This is a genomic window from Streptomyces sp. NPDC091412, from assembly GCF_044756885.1.
Lineage (GTDB): Bacteria > Actinomycetota > Actinomycetes > Streptomycetales > Streptomycetaceae > Streptomyces.
Genome location: NZ_JBIVTV010000005.1, coordinates 23,410 through 47,686, shown reverse-complemented (window position 1 = coordinate 47,686; position 24,277 = coordinate 23,410). Strand labels below are relative to the sequence as shown.

Below are 24,277 nucleotides of genomic sequence, written 5' to 3'. Positions count from 1 at the left end.
GAGCCATGACCGCCGCCACCGGTGCAGCCCCCTCCCGGGGCGCCGCCGACCCCGCCCGGACGCCGCGGAGGAAGGGCCTCCTCAGCAGGGTGCCGCAAGGCTTCGCCACCTTCTTCGGCGCTCTGGCCCTGCTGTGCGCGCTGCTGGACCTCATCGCCCCGCTGCGGGTCCTGCTCCACCCCGTCGTCCGCGTCCTGGACCTGCTCCTCGTCCCGGTCAGCGTCAACCTCGCCTACGCCGTCTTCCTCGTCCTGCTGGCCGGCGCGACCGCCGCGCGCAAGAAGGTCGCCTGGTGGCTGGTCGTCGGCTATCTGGGCCTGGTGATCCTCGGTGACGTACTCGGCCTCGCGGCCGGCGAGTACGCCGAGTCGGCACCGTCCCTCGTGCTGTGCGGCCTGGCGCTGGTGCTGCTGATCACGGCCAGAGGCGAGTTCTACGCCGCCTCCCGCCGCGGCTCCTGGTGGCGGGCGCTGGCCGTGCTGGTCGCCGGACTCGCCGTGGCCGTCCTGGCCGGCTGGGGCCTGGTCGCGCTCTTCCCCGGCACCCTGCCCTCCGGCCTGCACCTGGCGTGGTCCGCCAACCGGGTCATGGGCGGACTGATCTCCACCCGCGACTTCGACGGCCACCCGCCGCGCCCGGTGACCTTCCTGCTCGGCCTGTTCGGAGCGCTCGCCCTGCTCAACGCCGCCGCCACACTGTTCCGTTCGCAGCGCCTGGAGGCGGCCCTGCACGGCGACGAGGAACCCCGCATCCGCGCCCTGCTCAAGGCCTACGGCGAGGACGACTCCCTCGGCTACTTCGCCACCCGCCGCGACAAGGCCGTCGTCTTCTCGCCCAGCGGCAAGGCCGCCGTCACCTACCGCGTCGAGACCGGTGTGTGCCTGGCCAGCGGCGACCCCGTCGGAGACCGCGAGGCCTGGCCGCACGCCATCGCCGCCTGGCTGGACGCGGCCCGCCGCTACGCCTGGGCACCCGCCGTCATGGGCGCGTCCGAGGAGGGCGCCCGGGCCTACGCCCGCGCCGGACTCGGCGCCCTCCAACTCGGCGACGAGGCGATCGTGCACGTCGCCGGCTTCGACCTCGACGGCCGGGACATGCGCGTGACCCGGCAGGCGGTGCGCCGCGTCCGCCGCACCGGCGCCACCTGCCGCATCCGCCGGCACGCCACCCTCACCGACGCCGAGATGGAGGAGATCGTCGACAAGGCCGACGCCTGGCGCGACACCGAGACCGAGCGCGGCTTCTCGATGGCGCTGGACCGCCTGGGCGACCCGGCCGACGGCGACTGCCTCCTGGTCGAGGCCCTCGACGCGGAGGGCCGGCTGCTCGCACTGCTGTCCTTCGTGCCCTGGGGCCGCGACGGCGCCTCCCTGGACCTGATGCGCCGGGACCGTGCCGCACCCAACGGCGTCATGGAGTACATGGTCGCCGAACTCTGCGCCGCCGCCCCGAAGCTCGGCGTACGCCGCATCTCGCTGAACTTCGCGGTGTTCCGCTCGGTGTTCGAGGAGGGTGCCCGCATCGGAGCCGGACCCGTGCTGCGGCTGTGGCGCGGCCTGCTGCTGTTCTTCTCCCGCTGGTGGCAGCTGGAGGCCCTGTACCGGTCCAACGCCAAGTACCACCCCGAGTGGTACCCGCGTTTCATCTGCTACGGCGAGACCGCCTCCCTGGCCCGTATCGGCCTGGCCTCCGGCATCGCCGAGGGCTTCGTCGCCGTACCCTCGCTGCGCAAGCTCTGGGGCAAGGGCCACCCGGCCCATCCCGCCACCGGACCGCGCCCGGCCACCACCGAGGGCCTGCCCCCGCTGACGGCGCTCGGACTCGACGAGGAGGCCCGGGCCGAAGCCGGCGGTCCGCTCGCCGGCCTGCCCGAGCAGGTCCGCGTCCGGCACGCCAGGCTCGACCGGCTGCGCGCGGCCGGCACCGACCCCTACCCGGTCGGGACGAAGGCCCGCACCCGCACCCTCGCCGAGGTCCGCGAAGGGGAGCAGCTCACCGTGGCCGGCCGGATCCTGCTCGTCCGGGACTTCGGCGGCATCGTCTTCGTCGTGCTGCGGGACTGGTCCGGCGACCACCAACTCGCCCTCACCCGCGACCGGACCGGGCCGGCCGCCCTGAAGCGCTTCACCGCCGACACCGACATCGGCGACCACATCACCGCCACCGGCCGGGCGGGACGGAGCGACAGGGGCGAGCCGACCGTCTTCGTCACCTCCTGGCGCCTGCTCGGCAAGTGCCTGCGCCCGCTGCCCGACAAACGCCGGGGACTGACCGACCCCGAGACCAAGGTGCGCCTGCGCTACCTCGACCTGGTCACCAGCCCCGAGGCCCGCGAGGTCGTCCGCCTCCGCTCCACCGCCGTACAGGGCCTGCGCCAGGGGCTGCTGGACCGCGGCTTCCTCGAAGTCGAGACGCCGATGCTCCAGCAGATCCACGGCGGCGCCAACGCCCGCCCGTTCACCACCCACATCAACGCCTACGACCTCGACATGTACCTGCGCATCGCACCCGAGCTGTACCTGAAGCGCCTGTGCGTCGGCGGTCTGGAGAAGGTCTTCGAGATGGGCCGTACCTTCCGCAACGAGGGCGTCTCCCACAAGCACAACCCCGAGTTCACGATGCTGGAGGCCTACCAGGCCTACGCCGACTACGACGTCATGCTCGACCTCGCCCGCGAGCTGATCCAGGGCGCCGCCACCGCCGCCTTCGGCCGACCGGTCGCCCACCGGAACGGCATCGGGTACGACATCTCCGGGCCCTGGCCGGTCAAGACCGTGCATGGCGCGATCTCCGAGGCGCTCGGGGAGGAGATCGGCCCCGGCACCGGCCCGGAGGCACTGCGCCGGCACTGCGACCGCGCCGGCGTGCCGTACACCGCGGACGACACGCCCGGCGAGATCGTCCTGGAGATGTACGAGCGGCTGGTGGAGGAGCGGACCGGGCCACCCGTCTTCTACAAGGACTTCCCGACCGAGGTCTCCCCGCTCACCCGGCAGCACCGCACCGACCCGCGGCTCGCCGAACGCTGGGACCTCGTGGCCTTCGGCACCGAACTGGGCACCGCCTACTCCGAGCTCACCGACCCCGTCGAACAGCGCCGCCGGCTGACCGCCCAGTCCCTGCTCGCCGCCGGGGGAGACCCCGAGGCGATGGAACTGGACGAGGACTTCCTCGACGCCCTCGAGTACGCCATGCCGCCCACCGGCGGCCTCGGCCTCGGCGTCGACCGGCTGATCATGTTCCTCACCGGCCTGACGATCCGTGAGACGCTGCCGTTCCCCCTCGTACGCCGCCGCTGAGGCACCGCGCACAACTGGCGCCGGGCGCTGGGCCGGGCGGGTGCTTTCGTGGCACCGTGCCGGTGGAGAGGCGGAAGGCCCGGACACTGATGACTCATGCAGAAGGATCAGTTGCTCACGCGACGCCGGGCGTTGTTCGCCGGGGCCGTCGCCCTCGGAGCGGCGGGAGCGGCGGGAGCGGCCGGCACGGCCGGTCTGCTGCTCTCCGGTTCCTCCGACACTCCGGTACCGCCCGCCCCCGCCGCGGGCCCCGAGGCACGCGTCGCCCTCAACTCCTCCGCCTACCGTCTGCGGCCCCTGGCCGGTGACGTCCCGCCGCGGGCCGCGCCGCTGCCCGCCAAGGTGCGGACCACGCCGATCCTGCGTTTCTCCGGCCGCGGCGACACGATGATGCTGTCGTTCGACGACGGACCCCACCCCGATTTCACCCCGCACGTCCTGGACACCCTGGCCAAGTACGACGTCCGGGCGACGTTCATGGTCTGCGGGGAGATGGCCGACTGGAACCGGGACCTGCTGGCCCGGATGGCCGACGAGGGACACGTCGTCGGCAACCACACCTGGAGCCACCCGCTGCTCACCCGCCTCGGCCGCCGCGGCATCCGCGCCGAGATCGAGCGCACCAGCGACCTCATCGAAAAGGCCTACGGCGAGCGGCCGTTGTGGTTCCGTGCCCCCTACGGTGCCTGGAACCGCGACGTGTTCCGGATCAACGCCGACCTGGGCATGGAACCGCTGGCCTGGAGCGTCGACAGCCTCGACTGGACCGCCCCCGGCACCGGCGTCATCGTGCGCCGGATCGAGCACGGCGCCGCCCCCGGGGTCGTGGTGCTCTCCCACGACGCCGGGGGCGACCGCTCGCAGACCGTCCGCGCGCTGCGCGACTACCTTCCCAAGCTCCTCGAGGAAGGGCACCACTTCACCGTGCCGCGCCGGGAGTACACCTGAGCCGGGCCGCGCGCACGGCCCGGCGCCCGCCGGGCCGGGGTCCGCTCAGCGGACCTCGACCAGGCGGGCGAACACGACGACGTTCCCCTGATATCCGTTCTGCTTCGTGTAACCGCCGCCGCAGGTGATGACCCGCAGTTCCGGCGTGCCCTTCGAGCCGTACACACGGTCTCCGGGGAAATCGTTCTTCGCGAACACCTCGACGCCGTACACCTCGAATACGGCGGTTTTCCCGTCCTGGCGGTTGATTTCGACGCGGTTTCCCTTCTGCAGGGCGCCGAGTCCGTAGAACACGGCGGGTCCCGCATCGTTGTCGACATGGCCGACGACGACCGAAGTGCCCTTTTCCCCGGGCGTGACCGCGCCGTTGAACCAGCCGGCCAGATTCGGGTCCGCGGGCGGCGGCGCGGCGACCCAGCCGTCGGAGTCCACACCGACCGGGGTGATGGGCGCGTCGATCTGGAGGACGGGGATCCTGACCCGGTCAGGCACCGAGCGCAACAGGGGCTGCAGGATCCCGCCCGAGGGGAGCGGCGTGTGCCTGATGTCCGGCGCCGCCGCCGTCGCGGGCTGGGGCGGGCCGACGTCGAACTCCCCGGAGCCGTTGCGGATCAGGGCGAGTCCGGTCAGCAGGGCAAGCGCTATCACGCCCCACGGTGCGCGCTTCCTCGGTCGCTCCCGCTCCTCCTCGACGAATCCGGTCAGCTCTCTCGCAGGCATTCGGCATCCCCTCTCGACACGGCCGTCGCCGCGTCAATAGCGCATGCGAGAAACGCTAAGTCCAGCGCGGGCTACCGGCGACGGGACGCACGCGAACGGGTGGCGGCGATATTTTGCCGTGCGCCATCCGAGGCGGTCCGGAAGGGGCATTTCTGACGGTCCGTGACCTGCGCCGATATTCAATGGGGTGAAAGTCCTGGTGGATTCGCTCACCGAGACGGACCAGCCCCGAAATGCGCCCGCGTGGAGCGCGTCCGAGGGTCGGTTGCGGGAGGTGCTTTCTCACCGATCGACCGGGTACGGGTCCCCGGGGCACCTTCCGCGGAGGATCACATGCGTACTACTCGTACCCCTAAAGCCCGCTCGGCCCCCTCCGCCTCCTTGGTGGTGCTGGCCGCGGCGGTCGCCGCGGTCGGGCTCGCCGCCCCGGCGGCCGGGGCGAAGGGCAGCGAAGTCCTCGGCATCACACGGGACGGCGGCGTGGGCGGGGGCCAGGGAGGCGGTGCAGGCGGAGGTCCCGGAGTGGGGCCGGGAGGAGGCACGGTAGTGGGACCGGGAGGAGGCACGGTAGTGGGACCGGGGGTCGGGACGGGTGTGGTCCCGGGGGTCGGGACGGGTGTGGTCCCGGGGTTCGGGACGGGAGTGGGTCCGGGGTTCGGACCGGGAGTAGGACCTGGATTCGGACCGGGAGTAGGACCTGGATTCGGGACGGGAGTGGGTCCGGGGTTCGGGACGGGAGTAGGACCTGGATTCGGATTCGGTCCTGTAGGTGGCGGTCGGGGGGACCGGTTCGGTGAGTTCCGTGGCTTCGGTGAGTTCCGGGGGGGTCGGGGGGACCGGTTCGGTGAGTTCCGCGGGTTCGGTGAGTTCCGGGGGGGTCGGGGGGACCGGTTCGGTGAGTTCCGCGGGTTCGGTGAGTTCCGTGGTGGCGGTCGGGGGGACCGGTTCGGCGAGTTCCCCGGTGTCGGCGTTGGCGTTGGCGGCTACGGCGGGAACTTCGGCGGGAACTTCGGCGGGAACTTTGGTGGGAACTTTGGTGGGAACTTCGGCGAGAACTTCGTTGGCCCCGTCGGCCCCAATGGACTGGGGGGCCTCGTTGACAAGGGAGGCGAGGGCGCGGGGGTCGGCGGTCTGGGGGGCCTCGTCGACAAGGGAGGTGAGGGGGCGGCGGCGCCCGGCGTCGGAACGGGTGGCGGTTCCGGGGTCGGTCCGGGTACCGGTCTCGGCGGCGCGTCCGGCCATGGCCCGGGTGGCGTCCAGAGCATCGTGCCCTCGCCCGGCGTGATCGCCCGCGGCGGTCAGCTGGTGGTCACGATCGACGGCTGCCGCAACGGCGGGACCATGTCGTCGACCGTGTTCTCCCGGTCGACACTGCGGCCGTTCGACGGCGCCGGCGAGCGCGCGAGGGGTGTCGTGACGATCCGCGACGACGCACGTCCCGGGACGTACGACATCACGGTCGACTGCAACGGCCGGCGGCTGACCCGGCCGGAGGCCTTCACCGTCGTCGGCGGTGTCCGCGGCGGAGTGGGCGGCGGCACCATCACTGGTGCCACCCCGACCGACATGGCCATCGGCGGCGGGCTGATGGCGGCGGGTGCCGTCGGCGGCGGCGTGCTCTGGATGCGGCGCCGGTCCGACAAGCGCTCCTGACGGCTCCGTACTCCGGATCCGGCCCCGCTCTCGTGTGCGGGGCCGGATCTCCTTCTGCCGGCGGGGCCGTCGGCCTTCCTTCCGGCGGGGCCTTCGCCCCTGGGCCGCGTACGCCGGAAGGCCTTCGCCCCGGACCTGGAGAGATCCGGGGCGAAGGCCTGTCCCGAGGGAGAGGGCACGGTCAGGCGGTGCCCTCCTCGCCGGTGCGCCGGCGGGAGAGGCGGTACGCCGTGCCGATCGAGCCGCCGATGAGCGCGGTGCCCAGGCCGATCTGCTTGAGGTCGAAGCCGGCGACGTTCCCGCCCACGCCCGCGCGGACGCCGTGCTTGAAGTGCTCCGAACCGCCACCGCCACCGCCACCGCCACCGCCGCCGCGACCGCCGAAGCTCCCCTCGTCGTCACCGCCGTAACCGGAGCGGCCGTTGCCGCCGTAGGAGCTGCCGCCCCCGCCGCCGTAGCGCTCCTCGTTACCGCCTCCGCCTCCGCCTCCGCCTCCGCCTCCGCTTCCGTAGGAACGGCTGTCGCCGCCCCCGTTGCCGTAGGTGCGGCCGTCACCGCCGCTGGCGACGGCGGCCGGCGCGCAGAAGGTGAGGGCGCCGACGCCCAGCAGTGCGGCCGATACAACACCTATTACGCGCATGGTGGGTCCTCCGGTCCCCGAGGAGCAGCAGCGGACCTTTTCCGCTTGTGCCGGGTATGCGCCTCGCTGACCAAAACGCTAGGGAGGTGTGCGTTCCGGCGCGATTGCACTCGGGCGAACGGGGCAACGGTTGGGCCGCACAGGGGATTCATACGGGGCCGTCAGTGTGTCAGATGGGGAAACAGGTCCAGGAACGGCCCGGCGGTGGCCGAGACCCCGCGGCTGTAGGGGGCGTCGAAGTCCCAGATCAGGAAGAGGAGGAAGGTGATCAGCGCGGAGAACAGCCCGGCGAGGATCAGTTCCCTTCTCGTGCGCCGGATCTGGAGCGCGAACACCATGCCGATGGTGATGACGCCCCCCGAGATCAGACCGAACCACACCACACCCGGCATCGTCGCCCCCATGGAGCCGGCGCGTGCGGTGCGGGCCTGGGCGGCGGCGGCCACCTGGTCCACCAGCGGCTGGTAGGCCTGCGCCTCGAAGTCCGACTTGGGCTGGTAGTCGGTGACGTCGGCGCGGACGCGGTCGAGCAGCTCGTCGCCCCGCTGGGTGACGCGGCCATGGTCGGCCATGGTCTTCCACTCGGTGGTCACGACGTGTCCGGCGTAGGTGTCGACGTCGGCGCGGATGCGGTCGCGGACGTCGGGCGGATAGACGCGGACACGTTCGGAGACCTCGTGCAGTGCCTGGGCCTCCGCCTGGACGTGGTCCTGGGCGGCGACGCGCGCCTCCCAGACACCGGCGATGGCCAGCCCCAGCACGATGGCGTAGACCACGCCGATCCACATGGTCATGTACTCGATGACGTCCGGGGTCTCGGTGGGATCGTCGTCCACGGCCTTCGTGCGGTGCCGCAGGAGGGTGATGACCACGACCACCGCACAGGCGGCCAGCATCGCGAGAACGAGAACAAGCCATTCCGACAACGGGTTCCTCCAGGGGGTCAGCGCGGGCGGAGCGCGGCCACGGCGGCCAGTGCGGGCACCGCGATGAGCAGGACGTAGGTGAGGGGTGAGGGGCTGCGCCGTGGTGTCGGCCGGTGCGGCTGGGTGTGGTGGCGCGGGTAGGTCACCGGCGTCACGGACGGGCGGGGACGGGGCTTGGGGGCCGGCTTCGGGGTCGGCGGTGCGGGTGCCGGGGGTGGTGCGGGCGGTGGGGGAGCGGGCCGGGGCTGCGGGGCGGCCGGGGCCGGGCGCGGGGGCGGCGGGGGTTTGGGCTTGGGAGTGGGCGTCGGCTTCGGCGGCGGTGCCGGCGTGGGCGGCGGAGGCGGCGTGGGCGTCGGTGTGGGTGTGGGCGGCGGTGTCGGGCTGGGACTCGGGCTGGGCGGCGGGGTCGGCCGCGGGCACGGCGGCGGAAGAGGCGGAAAGGAGGGCCAGGGGCCGCTGCCGGCCACCGCTAGCGCCTCCGTGCCGTCCGGGCCCGTGGAGGCGTACGCGCAGGCGTCGGCCGCGGCCGGGGCGGCTCCGCCCACACACGTCCACGCCAGCAGTGCCGGCGCCAACACCCGCAGCACCAGGGCGGATCGTGTCGGTTCGGGTCGTTGCACGAGCAAGATCATGAGGTGTCGTGGACCGTGGCACGCCGCGGTGGACGCGGATTGCCCCGAAGGTGGGATGCCGCAGGCCGGAGGGTTTGATCGGCGGGCCGGCGCGGCGCCGCCGATGGGCACGCGCGTACGAATGGCGCGGAACGTGTCACGGGTTCCGGAAAAAAATCTCTGCCGCGATTGAACACAACCACCGGTGCCATGCGTACCCAGTGTCGTGCGGCGGCGCAGTAGGGCGCTGCAACACCCTTTTGATTATGGGGAGTTGACGATGAACACCTCCTGGCGGAGCGCCTCACTCGTGGCGGCGGCCGCGGCCGTGCTGGCGCTGACGACGGCGTGCGGTCAGGAAAGCGTCCCTTCGGCGGGCAGTCAGAACGTGGGTGCGACCGCCGCGGCCGGCGGCTTCGGCAGCGTCGGCACCGGTGCCGACACCGGCGCCGGCAACGGTTACGGCGCCGACGGTCAGCAGGGTGCCGCCAAGGCCGCCGGGGAACTCGCGGTCTCCGCCAACGCGGAGCTGGGCAAGGTGGTCACCGACAGCGCCGGGATGACCCTGTACCGCTTCGACGCGGACACGGCCCAGCCCCCCAAGTCCACCTGCGACGCCGACTGCGCCACGGCCTGGCCGCCGGTTCCCGCCGACGACGCCACGGCCGGCGCCGGTATCGACAAGGCCCTGCTCGGCGAGGTCACCCGCGCCGACGGCAGCAAGCAGCTGACCATCGCCGGGTGGCCCGCCTACCGCTACGCGAAGGACACCAAGGCCGGCGAGACCAGCGGCCAGGGCGTGAACGGCAAGTGGTTCGCGCTGGCGCCCGACGGCAAGAAGGCCTCGTTGGTGAACCTGCCGGGCCTGTCCGTGAAGAAGACCGAACTGGGCGATGTCGTCGTCGACAAGAACGGCATGACGGTCTACCGCTTCTCGAAGGACCAGGCGTGGCCGAAGTCGGTCTCCGCCTGCACCGGTTCCTGCCTGGAGAAGTGGCCGGCCGTGGCGCCCGTCGCCGTCAGCGACACCAAGGGCGTGTTGAAGAAGGGCATGATGCCCTTCACCCGGCCCGACGGCGTCAAGCAGATGACCATCAACTGCTGGCCCCTCTACACGTTTTCCGGGGACGAGGCGCCCGGGGACGTCAACGGCCAGGGCATCGGCGGCACATGGTTCGCCGTCTCCCCCGACGGGAAGGCGATCGGCGCGCCGCAGTAGGGGTCGCTTTCTCCGCTTTCCCCGCTTTCTCCGCTTTCCCCACTTCCCCAACTCTCTCCAGATCGGACCGCCCCCTCCGTACCGCACGGAGGGGGCGGTCCGCCGTGTGTGCAGATCGTGGCAATTCACCGCGATGCGGGTGCGACGAGCAGCTCGGAAGCGCGGGTGGTGACCGGGAACGGATGGTCAATTTCCGTTTCCGCTCGCTCGTTCGGCGGGCGATCAGTAGCCTCAGCTCGAACACCGGATCGCCTACGCTGTGGAGAGATGGATGGAGCGTCCCGCCTGGGCTCCGCGAAGCATCGACATCTCGATGCCGAGCGTCGCTCGAATCTACGACTTCTACTTGGGCGGTTCGCACAACTTCGAGGTCGACCGGGAAGCGGCCCGCAGGGCCATGGAGTTGATGCCGGGGCTGCCCAAGATCATGCAGGCCAACCGGGCCTTCATGCGCCGGGCCGTGGACTTCGCCCTGGCGGAGGGCATCACCCAGTTCCTGGACATCGGGTCCGGCATCCCCACCTTCGGCAACGTCCACGAGGTCGCCCAGGCCGCCCGGCCCGGCGCGCGGGTGCTGTACGTCGACCACGACCCGGTGGCCGTCAGCCACAGCAAGGCCGTTCTGGCGGGCAACGAGGACGCGGACGTGATCGCGGCCGACCTGCGCAAGCCCGGGGAAATCCTCGCGAGCCCCGAGTTGGGGCGGCTGATCGACCTGAATCGGCCAGTCGCGCTGCTTCTCGTTGCCATACTGCACTTCGTGGAGGACGCGGACGACCCCTACGGTGCGGTGGCCGAGCTGCGCGACGCGCTCGCGCCGGGCAGCCTGCTTGTCCTCACCCATGCAGCGTTCGAGGGAATCCCGCTTTCCGCGAAGCGGAGCCGGTCCCTGGTGGACGTGTACAAGGACATTCGCAACCCGCTGATCATGCGTTCGCGCGAGGAGATCGCGCGGTTCTTCGAGGGGTACGACATGGTGGAACCCGGGCTGGTGCCGATGCCGAACTGGCGGCCGCGTACGGCGCCGGAGGACGAGGACCCGTATGCCTTCTCCGGTTTCGCGGGCGTGGGGCGTACGGCGTGATCGCGGGACCGGACGGGCCGGAGGGCAGACTTCGCCGGTTGACGACGATCTGGAGCCGGGCCGTCTTCCCGGTGACCTCGACGTCGCTGACCCGCCCGGAGTTCGAGGAGCAACTCCTGCCGCTCGCCCGCCGGTTGAGCACGGCGCTACGGGACCGGGCCTTCGCCGCGGAGGAGGGCGAGGCGGTCGGCGCGGCCCTGGTCGACGCACACTGCACCGCGCCCGAGGCGCTCAGCCGCTCCCTGGACTGCCTCGACTCCTATCTCGTGCTGTACTGCGGCGAGGACGGCGACCAGGAGGACCTGCGCGCCCGCTCCGCGCGGTTGCAGCACTCGATGGCGGCAGGGTTCGCGCGGGCGCTGCGCGAACGCACACTGGCCGAGCAGGAGGCGATAGCCCAGGCGGCGCTGCGCGCCCAGGGCGTGGTCGCCCAGGCCCTGCACGCCAGCGAGGCCCGCTTCCGCGCCGTGTTCGAAGGCGCGGCGATCGGCATCGCCATCGCCGACCTGGAGGGCAACGTCCTCCAGGTCAACAGCGCGCTGCTGCGCATGTTCGGCGGCTCCGAGCAGACCGTGCGCGGCCGCAACGTACAAGAGTGGACCCACGCCGACGACGCCCCGCAGATGTGGCGGCTGTACGAGGAACTGGTGCGCGGCGAGCGCGAGCACTACCACGTGGAGAAGGCCTTCTACCGGCCGGACGGAACGGTTCTGTGGACCAACCTGACTGTCTCCCTGCTCCGCGACGCGGACGGCTACCCGCAGTACCAGCTCGCCCTCATGGAGGACACCACCGAGCGGCGGCTGCTCAATCTGAGACTGCGGTACGAGGCCACCCACGACGCGCTCACCGGCCTGCCCAACCGCACTCTGTTCTTCGAACGCCTGGAGAAGGCGCTGAACGCGGGCGAGGACCAGCGCTTCGGCCTGTGCTACCTCGACCTGGACGGCTTCAAGACCATCAACGACAGCCTCGGCCACGCGGCCGGCGACCGGCTGCTCGTCGAGGTCGCCGACCGGCTCCAGGCCTGTGCGACCGCGCCCGGCGAGATGGTCGCCCGGCTCGGCGGTGACGAGTTCGTCGCGCTGACCACCGGCCCCGGCACCCGACGCGAGGTCGACGAGCTCGCCGCCCGGATCATGAACGCGCTGGTCGCCCCGGTCCGCATCGACGGCCGGGAACTGGCCGTACGCGGCAGCATCGGCATCGTCGAGGGACCGGCGGGCGAGCGCAGCGCGGCCGAGGTGCTGCGCAGCGCGGACATCACCATGTACCGGGCCAAGTCGGCCGGCGGCAACCGCTTCGAGCTCGCCGATCCGGAGGCCGACGCCCGCGCCATCACCCGGCATGGACTGACCACGGCGCTGCCGGCCGCGCTGGACCGGGGCGAGTTCTTCATCGAGTACCAGCCCCTGGTGCACCTCGGTGACGGCAGTGTGCGCGGTGCCGAGGCGCTGGTGCGCTGGCTGCATCCGCAGCACGGCGTCCTCGGCCCCGACCGGTTCATCCCGCTCGCCGAGCACACCGGGCTGATCGTCCCGCTGGGCCGTTGGGTCATGGAGCAGTCGGTGCGCCAGGCCCGCCGGTGGCGGGAGACGCACCGGGACGGCGCCGAGGGACCGCTGCGCATCAACGTCAACCTCTCGCCGTGCCAGCTCACCCACCCCGGGCTCGTCCAGGACACCGTCGACATCCTGGAGCGCGCGGGCGTGCAGCCGGACGCGCTGTGCCTGGAGGTCACCGAGTCGGCGCTCATCGGCGCCGACGACGACCTGCTCAAGCCGCTGCGCCGGCTGGCCGAGATGGGCGTCGACATCGCCCTGGACGACTTCGGTACCGGCTACTCCAACCTGGCCAACCTGCGCCGGCTGCCGGTGAGCGTGCTCAAGCTGGACCGTTCCTTCACCCAGGGCATGCAGCAGTTCCCGGCCGACCCCGTCGACCTGAAGATCGTCGAGGGCATCGTCGCGCTCGCTCACAGCCTGGACCTCGCGGTCACCGTGGAGGGCGTGGAGACGGGTGCCCAGGCCGAGCAACTGCGCGTCCTGGGCTGCGACACCGCCCAGGGCTGGTACTACGCCCGCCCGGGCCCACCGGACCGCCTGCACGACCTGGCCCTGGCAGACGCGACAACGTAACCGGCAACGCCCGGCGGCTCCGAGGGGCGTGGGGAACCGCGCGCCCAGCCACGACGGACCCGTGGGCGAGCACGTTCTTCGGGCCTCGAAGGGGCGCCGAGGGGCGTGGGGAACCGCGCGCCCGGCGACGACGGACCCGTGGGCGAGCACGTTCTTCGGGCCTCGAAGGGGCGCCCAGGGGCGCGGAGAACTGCGCCCAGCGACAACGGACCCGCGGCCGAACACGGTTCCCGGCCCCCGGCACGTGGGCCCGGCACGGGCGAGGACCTGCCGACACCCCGTCGGCAGGCCCTCAGCCGCGTCACTCAAACCCGCGGCACCGCCGCCACGTCGCCCGGTGCGGCCTCCGCCTCCGACCGCTCCTCGCTGAAGCTCATCACCGGAGGCTTCCGCCGGAACGCGCGGGTCAGGAACAGCAGGTACAGGAACCCGGCCAGCATCCAGCAGAGCCCCACCTCGAAGGTGATGCCCTCCAGGCTGGTCCACAGCCAGACGGTCAGCGCGAATCCGACGATCGGCAACAGCCCGTAGGAGAGCAGGTCGCGACCGCTCCGGCGGCCCTGGTCGATCAGATAGTGCTTGACCACGCTCAGGTTGACCATCGAGAAGGCGATCAGGGCACCGAAGTTGATCATCACCACGGCGTTGTCGAGGCTGATGAACAGGGCGACCAGCGAGACCGCGGACACCAGGCCGGTCGCGATCACCGGGGTGCGGAAGCGGGGGTGCAGGTAGCCGAACACTCGCTTGGGCAGCACCCCGTCGCGTCCCATCGAGTACAGGATCCGGGACACGCTCGCCTGCGTGGTGACCCCGGAGCCGAAGGCGCCCGCGACATAGACGGCCACGAAGAACGAGGTGAAGGCCGAACCGCCCAGCGTCCGCATGATGTCCAGGCCCGCGCTGTCGGGGTCGCTGAACGTGGCGCCCGGGTGCACCAGCGCGCCCATCCAGGACACCACGATGAACAGGACGCCGCCGATGGCCGTGGTCAGCACGATGGCGCGGGGGATGGTGCGCCGCGGGTCCTTGGCCTCCTCCGACATGGTGGAGACCGCGTCGAACCCGAGGAAGCTCAGCGCCAGGATCGCGGCCCCGGAGAACGCCGCCGAGGTCCCGGAGCCGCCCGGCAGGAACGAGGCGAACGGCTTGGAGGCGCCGTGGCCGAGCGTGTGCTGGACGGACAGGGCGACGAAGAGCACCACGAGTACCCCGGCCAGGCCCACCACCAGGATGCTGAGCCGGCTGATGGAGTCCACGCCGAGCACGTTGACGAAAAGCGCGAGCAGCAGCGCGGCGAGCACGAACACCCGCGCGGGAACCGACGGGAACTGGCTGTGCAGATAGATGCCGATCAGCAGGAAGTTGATCATCGGCAGGAAGAGGTAGTCCAGCAGCAGCGTCCAGCCGACCATGAAGCCGACATGCCCGCCGAAGGACTGCTGGGTGTAGGTGTACGCCGACCCCGCCGTGGGGAACGCCCGCACCATCCGCCCGTAGCTGACGGCAGTGAAGAGCATCACCACGAGGGCGATCACATAGGCGGCCGGCAGATGGCCGTGGGTGACGCCGGTGACCGCCCCGTAGGTGGTGAACACGGTCACCGGGGCGAGATAGGTGAGCCCGAAGAGGGTGAGCCCCGGCAGCCCCAGGACTCGCCTGAGTCCTTTTTCCGCGGGGATGTCTGTATCCGTCATGAAGCGTTCCTTCCGCAGAAGAATGAGGCATCGCCGGGTGATCCGGCAAGGGCGGCGGCTGGGGCGGGGCGTGCGGCGGCGCCCCGCCGTGGGGTCACCCCTGGGTGCCGTGGGTGCGCTCGCCCGCCAGCCAGGTGCCGAGCACGGTGATGGCGGGCACGTCGTGCGGATCGAGGCCGCGGGGGTCCCGGTCGAGCCAGACCAGGTCGGCGACCCGTCCCGGGGCCAGGACACCCCGGTCGTCGGCCATCGCCTGATGGGCGACGCCGGCCGTGTAGCAGGACATCGAGGTCTCGATGTCGATCCGTTCCCCCGGCAGCCACCCGCCCTCGGGGAGGCGCTCCGGCGTCTGCCGGGTCACCGGGACCGGAAGGCCCGTCAACGGCCGGTGGTCGGTGACCGGCCAGTCGCTCCCGAACGAGACCCGGGCTCCGCTGCGCAGCAGCGAGCCCAGCGGGTACTGCTGCCGGGACCGGACCTCGCCCAGACGGGGCATGGTCAAGTCGGTCATCGCGGGGTCGGGCTGAAGCCACAGCGGCTCGATGTTGGCGATCACGCCCAGTTCGGCGAAGCGGGGCAGGTCCTCGGGGTCGACCATCTGCACATGGGCGATCACCGGACGCCGGTCCCGGGGGCCGCGCACCTCGGCGAGGTGGGCGAGGGCGTCCAGGGCGGTGCGGATGCCGGCGTCGCCGATCGCGTGCAGATGCGGCTGGAGCCCCAGCCGGTCGATCTCCACCAGCGCCTCGCGCAGCTCGGCGGCGGCCCAGACCGGCATGCCCCGGGTGCAGGGGTCGTCGGCGTACGGTTCGAGCAGCGCCGCGGTGCGGTTCTCGATGATGCCGTCGACGAAGAACTTGACGGTCCGCACGGTCAGCCGGTCGAGCCCCTCCGCGTGGATCCGGTCGTGGTCGGCCGCGAACTCGGCCAGCTGCTCGCGCCACCGCGACGGGTCGGCGCGCAGGGCGAGGTTCACCCGCGTGGCCAGGACGCCCTGCCGGGCCGCCGTCAGATAGGCGTCGACGGCCTCGTGGTCCACCCAGGCGTCCTGGATCCAGGTGACCCCGGCCGCGGCGTAGGTGCGGGTGGCGTGGGTCAGGGCCCGTACGCGTTCGTCCAGGGTGCGCTCGGGTGCGGCGCCGAGGACCGCGTCGACCGCGTCCCACTCGACCATGGTGCCCATCAGGCTGCCGTCGGCACGGCGTACGAACCGGCCGCGCTCGCTGTCCTTGGCGGAGCCGTCGAGGCCGGCCCGGCGCATGGCCTCGGTGTTGCACCACAGCGTGTGGTAGTCCCAGGCCCGCAGGGCGACCGGGCGGTCGGGCACGACGGCGTCGAGCCAGCGGGCGTCGAAGAGGCCGTCGGGGGCGAGCGTGGAGTCGTAGCTGCCGCCGAGGATCCAGTCCGCCTCCGGGTGCTCGGCGGCGTACCGGCCGACCTCCGCGACCAGCTCGTCCACGCTGGTACAGGGTCTGATCCGTGGCCCGAGTGCTTCGAATCCGCCCTGGTCGGGGTGGCAGTGACCGTCTCCGAACGCGGGCATGAGCAGACCTCCGTCGAGGTCCAGCAGCTCGTCGGCGGCGCCGGCGAGCGCCTCGGCCTCGGCGCCGACGGCCTCGACGCGGCCGTCCCGAACGGCCAGCGCGGTCGGCGGCTGCCCGGCGCCGGACGGTACGGGCAGACCGGTCCACACGGTGCCGTTGCGGAAGACGGTGAGGGGCATACGTACTCCCAAAGCGAACGCCATTCGTTTTAGTGGACGCAGGTTAGACTCACGCGACGACGCTTGGGAAGAGGGGCGGGGACACCGGATGAGCGCCGGGACGCGAAGGGCGGGACGGCCGAGCACGCCCGTACTCGATCGCGAGGTGATCGTGCGCGGCGCGCTGGAACTGATCGACGAGGTCGGCGCCGAGGGGTTCTCCATCGCGCTGCTGGCCCGGCGGCTCCGGGTCCGGCCCTCGTCGCTCTACAACCACGTCAAGGGCAAGGACGACATCCTCGCCGGAGTGCGCGAGCTGGTGGCCGACCCGATCGACGCGAAGGTCTTCGACACCCTGCCCTGGGACGAGGCCCTGGTCGGCTGGGCCCGGCTCTACCGGGCGGCGTTCGCGGCGCATCCGCAGACCATCTCGCTGCTGGCCACCATCCCGGTGTCCGGTGCGCACCGCACCCTGCGGATGTACGAGTCGGTGGTCTCCGGTCTTGAGCGCGGCGGATGGCCGACCGCTTCGGTCATCCCCGTCATGGTCGGCGTGGAGTCGTTCGTCCTCGGTTCGGCGCTGGACCTGGTGGCACCGGCCGCGATGTTCGACCCCGGGCCGGACTCGCCCCAGGTGCCCAGGTTCACCGCCGCGGTGCACGCCCGGGACGAGGCCTCCGCCGCGCAGGGGCGGTCCGCCGCGGACCTGGCCTTCGAGGTCGCCCTCGCGGCACTGGTCGACGGCCTGCGCGCGCGGCTGGCCGCGGAAACCGCCTCTGGCGCACCTTAGTTGACGTTGAGTCAGACTGGCGTGCCGTCAAACTGACGGAAGATCAAGTACGCATCCGGAAGAGCGGATTACGCTCAACGGTCACCGCTCCAGCAGCATCCGCTGAAGTTCCCTCGCCGCCCTCGGCGGAGCCACGTCGCTGCGGTGGGCCAGCGCGATCGTGCGATGCAGTCCGGGGCGGGCCAGCGGGGTGACCCGCAGGCCGCGGCCGGCGCGCGTGGCGACCATGCGCGGGACGACGGCCACCCCGAGCCCCGCCCGTACGAAACCCAGCACCGCGTCCATCTCGCCGCCCTCGACGGCGAGGTCCGGCTCGAAGCCCTCGGCGCGGCACGCGGCGACCGTCAGCTCCCGCAGGTCGTAGCCGTGCCGGAACATCACCAGACGCTCGCCCTCCAGATCCGCGATGGCGACCGAGCGCCGCCCCGGGCCACCGGGCGCCGGCGCCTCCGGCGAGGAGACCACCACCAGGTCCTCACGCAGCAGCTCCACCGTGGTCAGGGCGGGGGAGGGGGTCGGCAGTGGCAGCACGACCAGCGCCAGGTCCAGGGCGCCGCGGGCCAGCTCCCGCACCAGGTCGTGGGAACCCCCCTCCTCGACCAGCAGCCGGACGCCCGGGTAGCGGTCGTGGAAGGCGCGCAGCACGTCCGGCAGCAGGCCGGTGCACAGGCTCGGGGTGGCGCCGAGCCGCACCCGGCCCCGGCGCAGCTGCACCAGTTCCTGCACCTCGTGCCGCGCCGTGTCGGCGTCGGCGAGGATGCGCCGGGCCAGCGGCAGCAGCGCCTCACCGGCGTCGGTGAGCGTGATGTTGCCCCGGGCCCGCAGGAACAGATCCGCTCCCAACTCCCGCTCCAGCGCCTTGATCTGCTGCGACAACGACGGCTGGGCGACATGCACCAGATCGGCCGCCCGGGTGAAGTGCCGGGTCTCGGCGACCGCCACGAAGTACTGGAGCTGCTGGAACTGCACGAGACCAGCATAGCCAATCCCTATTGAAACGAGCTGGACCATGTCTTGGACCGATGGGGTCCTTCGGCCCTAGCGTGCTGAGACATGGCACTGGCAACGCGGACGGACCGACGGCCGTCCATGGCACGCACCGTGTGGGGCTCGACCGTCGGCAAGAAGACCGTGATGGCGGTCAGCGGGCTGATCATGCTGCTGTACCTGGTCGTCCACATGATCGGAAACCTGAAGATCTACTTCGGGGCGGCCGAGTTCAACCACTACGCCCACTGGCTGCGCACGCTCGGCGAGCCGTTCATGCACTACGAGTGGACGCTCTGGCTGGTCCGCGTGGTGCTCGTGGCCGCCGTCGTCGCCCACGCCGTGTCCGCCTACCAGCTCAGCCGCCGCGACATCAAGGCGCGGCCCAGCAAGTACGTGCACGCCAGGCCCCGGGCCAGTTACGCCACCCGCACCATGCGCTGGGGCGGGATCATCCTCGGCCTGTTCATCGTCTGGCACATCCTCGACCTGACCACCGGCACCGTGCACTCCGGTGGGTTCCAGCCGGGCCACCCGTACCAGAACGTCGTGGACACCTTCTCCACCTGGTACGGCAACGTCATCTACATCGTCGCCATGCTGGCGCTCGGCCTGCACATCCGGCACGGATTCTGGAGCGCCGCCCAGACCCTCGGCGTCGGCAGCCGCACCCGCGACCGTGCCCTGAAGACCGCCGCCAACGTTCTCGCACTGCTGCTCACGGCCGGCTTCATCGCCGTCCCGGTGGGCGTCATGACCGGAGTGGTGAGCTGACATGACCTCCTACGCCGACTACGCGACCGGTGCGCCGGTCGCCGACACCAAGGCCCCGTCCGGCCCGATCAACGAGCGCTGGGACACGCGCCGTTTCGAGGCCAAGCTGGTCAACCCCGCCAACCGGCGCAAGCACACGGTCATCGTGGTCGGCACCGGCCTCGCGGGCGGCTCGGCCGGCGCCACCCTGGCCGAACAGGGCTACCACGTCGTCCAGTTCTGCTACCAGGACTCCCCGCGACGCGCCCATTCCATCGCCGCGCAGGGCGGTATCAACGCGGCGAAGAACTACCGCAACGACGGCGACTCCATCCACCGGCTGTTCTACGACACCGTCAAGGGCGGCGACTTCCGCGCCCGCGAGTCCAACGTGCACCGCCTCGCGCAGATCTCGGTGGAGATCATCGACCAGTGCGTGGCCCAGGGCGTGCCGTTCGCCCGCGAGTACGGCGGCCTGCTCGACACCCGCTCCTTCGGCGGTGTCCAGGTCTCCCGCACCTTCTACGCCCGCGGTCAGACGGGCCAGCAGCTCCTGCTCGGCGCCTACCAGGCGCTGTCCCGGCAGATCGCCGCCGGCAACGTCGAGATGCACCCGCGCACCGAGATGCTCGACCTGATCGTCGTCGACGGCCGGGCCCGCGGCATCGTCGCCCGCGACCTGATCACCGGGAAGGTCGACACCTACTTCGCGGACGCGGTCGTCCTGGCCAGCGGCGGCTACGGCAACGTCTTCTACCTGTCGACGAACGCCATGAACTCCAACGCCACCGCGATCTGGCGGGCGCACCGGCGCGGCGCGTACTTCGCCAACCCCTGCTTCACCCAGATCCACCCCACCTGCATCCCGCGCACCGGCGACCACCAGTCCAAGCTCACCCTGATGAGCGAGTCGCTGCGCAACGACGGCCGCATCTGGGTCCCGAAGGCCAAGGGCGACAACCGCCCGCCGAACGAGATCCCGGAGAGCGAGCGCGACTACTACCTGGAGCGCATCTACCCCTCCTTCGGCAACCTCGTCCCGCGTGACATCGCCTCCCGCGCCGCGAAGAACGTCTGCGACGAGGGCCGCGGTGTCGGCCCCGGCGGCCAGGGCGTCTACCTGGACTTCGCCGACGCGATCCGGCGGATGGGCCGGAACAAGGTCGAGGAGAAGTACGGCAACCTCTTCGACATGTACGAGCGGATCACCGCGGAGAACCCGTACGAGGTGCCGATGCGGATCTACCCCGCCGTGCACTACACGATGGGCGGCCTGTGGGTCGACTACGACCTCCAGACCACCGTCCCCGGCCTGTTCGCGGTCGGCGAGGCCAACTTCTCCGACCACGGCGCCAACCGCCTCGGCGCCTCCGCCCTGATGCAGGGCCTGGCCGACGGCTACTTCGTCCTCCCGGCCACGATCAACGACTACCTGGCCCGCAACCCGCACCAGGAGGCCGTCACCGAGGACCACCCCGCCGTCCAGGAGGCCGTCGCCGAGACCGAGGACCGCCTCAACCTGCTGCTGACCGTCGACGGCGACCGCACCCCCGACTCCTTCCACCGCGAAGTCGGCGAACTGATGTGGGAGTTCTGCGGCATGGCCCGCACCGAGGCGGGCCTGCGCAAGGCACTCGACCGCATCCCGCAGATCCGCGAGGAGTTCTGGCGGCGCATCAAGGTTCCCGGCACCGGCGAGGAGTTCAACCAGTCCCTGGAGAAGGCCAACCGCGTCGTCGACTACCTGGAGCTCGCCGAGCTCATGTGCCTCGACGCGCTGCACCGCGCCGAGTCCTGCGGCGGCCACTTCCGCGAGGAGTCCCAGACCCCCGACGGTGAGGCGGCCCGCAGGGACGAGCAGTTCGCCTACGCGGCGGCCTGGGAGTTCACGGGCACGGGCGAGGCGCCCACCCTGCACAAGGAAGACCTGGTCTTCGAGTACGTCCACCCCACCCAGCGGAGCTACGCATGAGGCTCACCCTGCGCGTCTGGCGGCAGAAGAACGCCGACGCCGACGGCGCCATGTCCACCTACGAGGTGGACGACATCTCGCCCGACATGTCCTTCCTGGAGATGCTGGACGTCCTCAACGAACGGCTCATCCTCTCCGGCGAGGACCCGGTCGCCTTCGACCACGACTGCCGCGAGGGCATCTGCGGCGCGTGCAGCCTGGTCATCAACGGCGACGCGCACGGCCCCGAGCGCACCACCACCTGCCAGCTGCACATGCGGTCCTTCGAGGACGGCGACACGATCGACATCGAGCCGTGGCGCGCCGCCGCCTTCCCGGTGGTGAAGGACCTGGTGGTCGACCGCTCGGCCTTCGACCGGATCATCCAGGCCGGCGGCTACATCAGCGCCCCCACCGGCTCCGCGCCCGAGGCCCACGCCACCCCCGTACCGAAGCCGGACGCCGACTTCGCCTTCGAGCACGCCGAGTGCATCGGCTGCGGCGCCTGTGTCGCCGCCTGCCCCAACGGCGCGGCGATGCTGTTCACCTCCGCCAAGATCAACCACCTCAACGTGCTGCCCCAGGGCGCCCCCGAGCGCGAGACGCGCGTCCTGGACATGGTGGCCCGGATGGACGAGGAGGGCTTCGGCGGCTGCACCCTGACCGGGGAGTGCGCCACCGCCTGCCCCAAGGGCATCCCCCTCGTGTCGATCACCAGCATGAACAAGGAGTGGCTGCGCGCGACCCGCAAGGCGTCCAAGCGGTAGCCCATCAGGGAACGTTCGCCGAGGGGGCGGACGGGCGGGGCCGGGAGTGGTGCTCATCCCCGGCCCCGCCTCGGTTTTCTCCACGAGGACCCGGCCGCGGGCGGGCGGCCCGGTCCCCGAACGGGTCCTCGACGCCGAGGGGAGCGTCAGGCGGGCCGGCCGGACGGGGCGCAGCCCGCGCCGTTCAACATCCCCACATCCGTTCTCCCGGCACAGGTCACGCGGACGCCAACCGGCATCGGAAGAACAGGGACGACGGACCGCACCGCCGGTCCGCCGTCCCTCTTCCGCACCGGGTCCACGACCAGGAGAGAACATGACCGGCGTCTCCACGCTCGAAAGCCCCCCGCAGCCCGCGCCGCCCACCCGCTACACCGTCGCCCTCGCCCGTGACGAGGCGGACGTGCGGGCCGCACAGCGGTTGCGGTACGACGTCTTCGCCGGGGAGATGGGCGCCCTGCTGTCCACCCCGCAGCCGGGGTACGACGTCGACCCCTTCGACGCCTACTGCGACCACCTGCTCGTGCGCGACACGACGACCGGACAGGTCGTCGGCACCTACCGGCTGCTGCCGCCGGAGCGGGCCGCGATCGCCGGACGGCTGTACGCGGAGGGCGAGTTCGACATGACCGCGCTGGCCCCGATCCGTCCCGGGCTGGTGGAGGTGGGCCGCTCCTGCGTGCACCCCGACCACCGCGACGGCGCGGTGATCGGGCTGATCTGGGCCGGGCTGGCCCGCTACATGGTGGACCGCGGCCACGAGTGGCTGGCGGGCTGCTGCTCGATACCGCTGGCCGACGGCGGCGCCCTCGCCTCCGCCACCTGGGAGCGGGTGCGCGAGAAGAACCTGGCACCGGAGGAGCACCGGGTGCGCCCCCTGCTGCCGTGGATCCCGCGGGCCGACCTCCCGGCCGCGCCCCGCACCGAACTGCCCGCCCTCCTGCGCGGCTACCTCCGGCTCGGCGCCCAGGTCTGCGGAGCGCCCGCGCACGACCCCGACTTCGGGGTCGCCGACCTCTACGTCCTGCTGTCGATGCGCCGGGTCAGCCCGCGCTACCTGCGGCACTTCCTCTCCCTCGTACCAGCCTGATGAGCCTCTGGCTGCCCAGCGCGCCCTGCACTCCGAGGGCGTGCGTGGAGACGACGGGGTCCACGGGGGCCGTCGTACCGCGCGCCGTGCTGCGGCTCACGCTGGTCACGGCCCTCGTACTCGCCGGGGTCGTGCTGTCGCCGTTCGGTGCGCGGATCCCCGCCGGCTGGGTCCGGCGCTGGTGCCGGGCGGTCGTCAGGGCCTCGGGGGTCCGCGTCCGCATCACCGGCACCGCCCCGCCCACCGGCGGCCTCCTGCTGGTCGCCAACCACATCTCCTGGCTGGACATCCCGCTGCTGGCCGCCGTCCGCCCGGCCCGGATGCTCGCCAAGACGGAGATCCGCCGCTGGCCGGTGGCCGGCGCGCTCGCCGCGCGCGGCGGCGCCCTGTTCATCGAACGGGACCGGCTGCGCGCCCTGCCCGAGACGGTGGCGCACATCGCCGGGGAGCTGCGCGCCGGCGCCGCGGTCGCCGCCTTCCCCGAGGGCAGCACCTGGTGCGGCCGTGCCCAGGGCGCCTTCCACCGGGCCGTCTTCCAGGCCGCCCTCGACGCCGGGGTGCCCGTCCAGCCGGTCCGCATCCGCTATCTGGGGCACGCCGGGGGAGGGGCCAGCACGGCCACGGCCTTCGTCGGCGACGACTCCCTGCTCGCGTCCCTGTGGCGGGTGGCGACCGCACGCGACCTGGTCGCCGAGGTCGATGTGCGCCCCGTGCTCCCTCCGGGTGCCTGTCCGGACCGGCGCACACTGGCCCGCGCGGCCCGCCAGGACCTCCCCGACGGCCGCGACCACGGCACCGACCCGCACTCGACCGCAACTTGCGGCCACGACTCTGCGGGGCACGCCCCTGCGGGTCACGCTCTCGTGGGTCGGGTCTCTGGCGGGGATGCTCTCGTGGGTCGGGTCTCTGGCGGGGATGCTGTCGCGGGTCACGTCCCTGCGGGTCACGTCCCTGCGGGTCACGTCCCTGCGGGTCACGTCCCTGCGGGTCACGTCCCTGCGGGTCACGTCCCTGCGGGTCGGACCTCTGCTGGCGATGCTGTCGCGGGTCACGACCCCGCGGGTCGGGCCTCTGCTGGGGATGCTCTGGTGGGTCGGGTCTCCGCTGGGGGCGCTCTCGTGGGTCACATCCCCGCCGGGGATGCTCTCGCGGGTCACGACGCCGCGGGTCGGGCCTCTGCCGGGGATGCTCTCGCGGGTCACGACGCCGCGGGTCGGGCCTCTGCTGGGGATGCTCTGGTGGGTCGGGTCTCCGCTGGGGGCGCTCTCGTGGGTCACATCCCCGCCGGGGATGCTCTCGCGG

18 protein-coding genes and 1 pseudogene are annotated in these 24,277 nt (G+C 72.0%); 12 read left to right on the top strand and 7 right to left on the bottom strand.

The window, feature by feature from the left end:
* Positions 1 to 5 precede the first annotated feature (5 nt).
* Positions 6 to 3,299: a bifunctional lysylphosphatidylglycerol synthetase/lysine--tRNA ligase LysX gene (lysX, locus tag ACIQMV_RS14870; protein WP_141355913.1), complete on the top strand. Its 3,294-nt coding sequence runs from the start codon at positions 6 to 8 to the stop codon at positions 3,297 to 3,299.
* 96 nt (positions 3,300 to 3,395) lie between these two features.
* Positions 3,396 to 4,247, top strand: a complete 852-nt coding sequence (locus ACIQMV_RS14865) for a polysaccharide deacetylase family protein (RefSeq protein WP_402592971.1) — start codon at positions 3,396 to 3,398, stop codon at positions 4,245 to 4,247.
* 45 nt (positions 4,248 to 4,292) lie between these two features.
* Here ACIQMV_RS14865 and ACIQMV_RS14860 read toward each other — a convergent pair whose 3' ends face one another.
* Positions 4,293 to 4,967, bottom strand: a complete 675-nt coding sequence (locus ACIQMV_RS14860; RefSeq protein WP_402592969.1) for a class F sortase — start codon at positions 4,965 to 4,967, stop codon at positions 4,293 to 4,295.
* A 1,131-nt stretch (positions 4,968 to 6,098) separates the two neighbouring features.
* Here ACIQMV_RS14860 and ACIQMV_RS14855 point away from each other — a divergent pair.
* Positions 6,099 to 6,620: a hypothetical protein gene (locus tag ACIQMV_RS14855; RefSeq protein ID WP_141365945.1), complete on the top strand. Its 522-nt coding sequence runs from the start codon at positions 6,099 to 6,101 to the stop codon at positions 6,618 to 6,620.
* Positions 6,621 to 6,801: 181 nt separating this feature from the next.
* Here the strand turns inward: ACIQMV_RS14855 and ACIQMV_RS14850 are convergent, their stop codons facing one another.
* The 3 genes from ACIQMV_RS14850 to ACIQMV_RS14840 form a co-directional block, all read right to left on the bottom strand.
* The gene (locus ACIQMV_RS14850) at positions 6,802 to 7,260 is read right to left on the bottom strand and encodes a hypothetical protein (protein ID WP_402592968.1); all 459 of its coding nucleotides are present in this window, start codon (positions 7,258 to 7,260) and stop codon (positions 6,802 to 6,804) included.
* Between the two features lie 161 nt (positions 7,261 to 7,421).
* Positions 7,422 to 8,186: a hypothetical protein gene (locus ACIQMV_RS14845; protein ID WP_402592966.1), complete on the bottom strand. Its 765-nt coding sequence runs from the start codon at positions 8,184 to 8,186 to the stop codon at positions 7,422 to 7,424.
* Positions 8,187 to 8,203: 17 nt separating this feature from the next.
* Positions 8,204 to 8,332: a hypothetical protein gene (locus tag ACIQMV_RS14840; RefSeq protein WP_263637975.1), complete on the bottom strand. Its 129-nt coding sequence runs from the start codon at positions 8,330 to 8,332 to the stop codon at positions 8,204 to 8,206.
* A gap of 745 nt (positions 8,333 to 9,077) precedes the next feature.
* Between ACIQMV_RS14840 and ACIQMV_RS14835 the strand changes: the two genes are divergently transcribed.
* From ACIQMV_RS14835 to ACIQMV_RS14825, 3 genes are all read left to right on the top strand, one after another.
* Positions 9,078 to 10,016, top strand: a complete 939-nt coding sequence (locus ACIQMV_RS14835; protein ID WP_402592964.1) for an SCO0930 family lipoprotein — start codon at positions 9,078 to 9,080, stop codon at positions 10,014 to 10,016.
* A 271-nt stretch (positions 10,017 to 10,287) separates the two neighbouring features.
* Positions 10,288 to 11,100: an SAM-dependent methyltransferase gene (locus ACIQMV_RS14830; RefSeq protein ID WP_401779782.1), complete on the top strand. Its 813-nt coding sequence runs from the start codon at positions 10,288 to 10,290 to the stop codon at positions 11,098 to 11,100.
* Positions 11,097 to 13,238 carry a putative bifunctional diguanylate cyclase/phosphodiesterase gene (locus tag ACIQMV_RS14825; protein WP_402592962.1) on the top strand — a complete coding sequence of 714 codons (2,142 nt, stop codon included), beginning with the start codon at positions 11,097 to 11,099 and terminating at the stop codon, positions 13,236 to 13,238. Before ACIQMV_RS14830 ends, ACIQMV_RS14825 begins: the two co-directional genes overlap by 4 nt.
* A gap of 305 nt (positions 13,239 to 13,543) precedes the next feature.
* On the opposite strand, the gene ACIQMV_RS14820 is transcribed toward ACIQMV_RS14825, so the two are convergent.
* Positions 13,544 to 14,935, bottom strand: a complete 1,392-nt coding sequence (locus tag ACIQMV_RS14820) for an APC family permease (protein WP_402592961.1) — start codon at positions 14,933 to 14,935, stop codon at positions 13,544 to 13,546.
* Between the two features lie 94 nt (positions 14,936 to 15,029).
* Positions 15,030 to 16,658 carry an amidohydrolase gene (locus tag ACIQMV_RS14815; protein ID WP_402592960.1) on the bottom strand — a complete coding sequence of 543 codons (1,629 nt, stop codon included), beginning with the start codon at positions 16,656 to 16,658 and terminating at the stop codon, positions 15,030 to 15,032.
* Between the two features lie 88 nt (positions 16,659 to 16,746).
* On the opposite strand from ACIQMV_RS14815, the gene ACIQMV_RS14810 reads away from it, so the two are divergent.
* Positions 16,747 to 17,427, top strand: coding sequence for a TetR/AcrR family transcriptional regulator (locus ACIQMV_RS14810; protein WP_402592959.1), 681 nt, complete (start codon positions 16,747 to 16,749; stop codon positions 17,425 to 17,427).
* A gap of 81 nt (positions 17,428 to 17,508) precedes the next feature.
* Here the strand turns inward: ACIQMV_RS14810 and ACIQMV_RS14805 are convergent, their stop codons facing one another.
* Complete coding sequence (locus ACIQMV_RS14805; RefSeq protein ID WP_402592958.1) at positions 17,509 to 18,396, bottom strand: LysR family transcriptional regulator; 888 nt, start codon at positions 18,394 to 18,396, stop codon at positions 17,509 to 17,511.
* 120 nt (positions 18,397 to 18,516) lie between these two features.
* On the opposite strand from ACIQMV_RS14805, the gene ACIQMV_RS14800 reads away from it, so the two are divergent.
* The 5 genes and pseudogenes from ACIQMV_RS14800 to ACIQMV_RS14780 form a co-directional block, all read left to right on the top strand.
* A complete protein-coding gene (locus tag ACIQMV_RS14800; protein WP_141355881.1) occupies positions 18,517 to 19,188 on the top strand; it encodes a succinate dehydrogenase in 672 nt (223 codons plus the stop codon).
* Between the two features lies 1 nt (position 19,189).
* Positions 19,190 to 21,139 carry a fumarate reductase/succinate dehydrogenase flavoprotein subunit gene (locus ACIQMV_RS14795; RefSeq protein WP_402592955.1) on the top strand — a complete coding sequence of 650 codons (1,950 nt, stop codon included), beginning with the start codon at positions 19,190 to 19,192 and terminating at the stop codon, positions 21,137 to 21,139.
* Positions 21,136 to 21,885: a succinate dehydrogenase/fumarate reductase iron-sulfur subunit gene (locus tag ACIQMV_RS14790; RefSeq protein WP_141355877.1), complete on the top strand. Its 750-nt coding sequence runs from the start codon at positions 21,136 to 21,138 to the stop codon at positions 21,883 to 21,885. The genes ACIQMV_RS14795 and ACIQMV_RS14790 overlap by 4 nt, the downstream gene beginning before the upstream one ends.
* A gap of 316 nt (positions 21,886 to 22,201) precedes the next feature.
* Positions 22,202 to 22,975: a GNAT family N-acetyltransferase gene (locus ACIQMV_RS14785; RefSeq protein ID WP_402592953.1), complete on the top strand. Its 774-nt coding sequence runs from the start codon at positions 22,202 to 22,204 to the stop codon at positions 22,973 to 22,975.
* Positions 22,975 to 23,769 (top strand): annotated as a pseudogene (locus ACIQMV_RS14780) (lysophospholipid acyltransferase family protein); the annotation flags it as partial. The gene ACIQMV_RS14785 and the pseudogene ACIQMV_RS14780, both read left to right, overlap by 1 nt.
* Positions 23,770 to 24,277 lie beyond the last annotated feature (508 nt).

What these genes read in the sequence shown, in the direction of transcription:
- ACIQMV_RS14835 (WP_402592964.1), top strand. Translation starts at nt 9,078, where the DNA reads ATGAACACCTCCTGGCGGAGCGCCTCACTCGTGGCGGCGGCCGCGGCC.
- ACIQMV_RS14785 (WP_402592953.1), top strand. Translation starts at nt 22,202, where the DNA reads ATGACCGGCGTCTCCACGCTCGAAAGCCCCCCGCAGCCCGCGCCGCCC.
- ACIQMV_RS14860 (WP_402592969.1), bottom strand. Translation starts at nt 4,967, where the DNA reads ATGCCTGCGAGAGAGCTGACCGGATTCGTCGAGGAGGAGCGGGAGCGA.
- lysX (WP_141355913.1), top strand. Translation starts at nt 6, where the DNA reads ATGACCGCCGCCACCGGTGCAGCCCCCTCCCGGGGCGCCGCCGACCCC.
- ACIQMV_RS14790 (WP_141355877.1), top strand. Translation starts at nt 21,136, where the DNA reads ATGAGGCTCACCCTGCGCGTCTGGCGGCAGAAGAACGCCGACGCCGAC.
- ACIQMV_RS14810 (WP_402592959.1), top strand. Translation starts at nt 16,747, where the DNA reads ATGAGCGCCGGGACGCGAAGGGCGGGACGGCCGAGCACGCCCGTACTC.
- ACIQMV_RS14820 (WP_402592961.1), bottom strand. Translation starts at nt 14,935, where the DNA reads ATGACGGATACAGACATCCCCGCGGAAAAAGGACTCAGGCGAGTCCTG.
- ACIQMV_RS14795 (WP_402592955.1), top strand. Translation starts at nt 19,190, where the DNA reads ATGACCTCCTACGCCGACTACGCGACCGGTGCGCCGGTCGCCGACACC.
- ACIQMV_RS14850 (WP_402592968.1), bottom strand. Translation starts at nt 7,260, where the DNA reads ATGCGCGTAATAGGTGTTGTATCGGCCGCACTGCTGGGCGTCGGCGCC.
- ACIQMV_RS14865 (WP_402592971.1), top strand. Translation starts at nt 3,396, where the DNA reads ATGCAGAAGGATCAGTTGCTCACGCGACGCCGGGCGTTGTTCGCCGGG.
- ACIQMV_RS14800 (WP_141355881.1), top strand. Translation starts at nt 18,517, where the DNA reads ATGGCACGCACCGTGTGGGGCTCGACCGTCGGCAAGAAGACCGTGATG.
- ACIQMV_RS14830 (WP_401779782.1), top strand. Translation starts at nt 10,288, where the DNA reads ATGGAGCGTCCCGCCTGGGCTCCGCGAAGCATCGACATCTCGATGCCG.
- ACIQMV_RS14815 (WP_402592960.1), bottom strand. Translation starts at nt 16,658, where the DNA reads ATGCCCCTCACCGTCTTCCGCAACGGCACCGTGTGGACCGGTCTGCCC.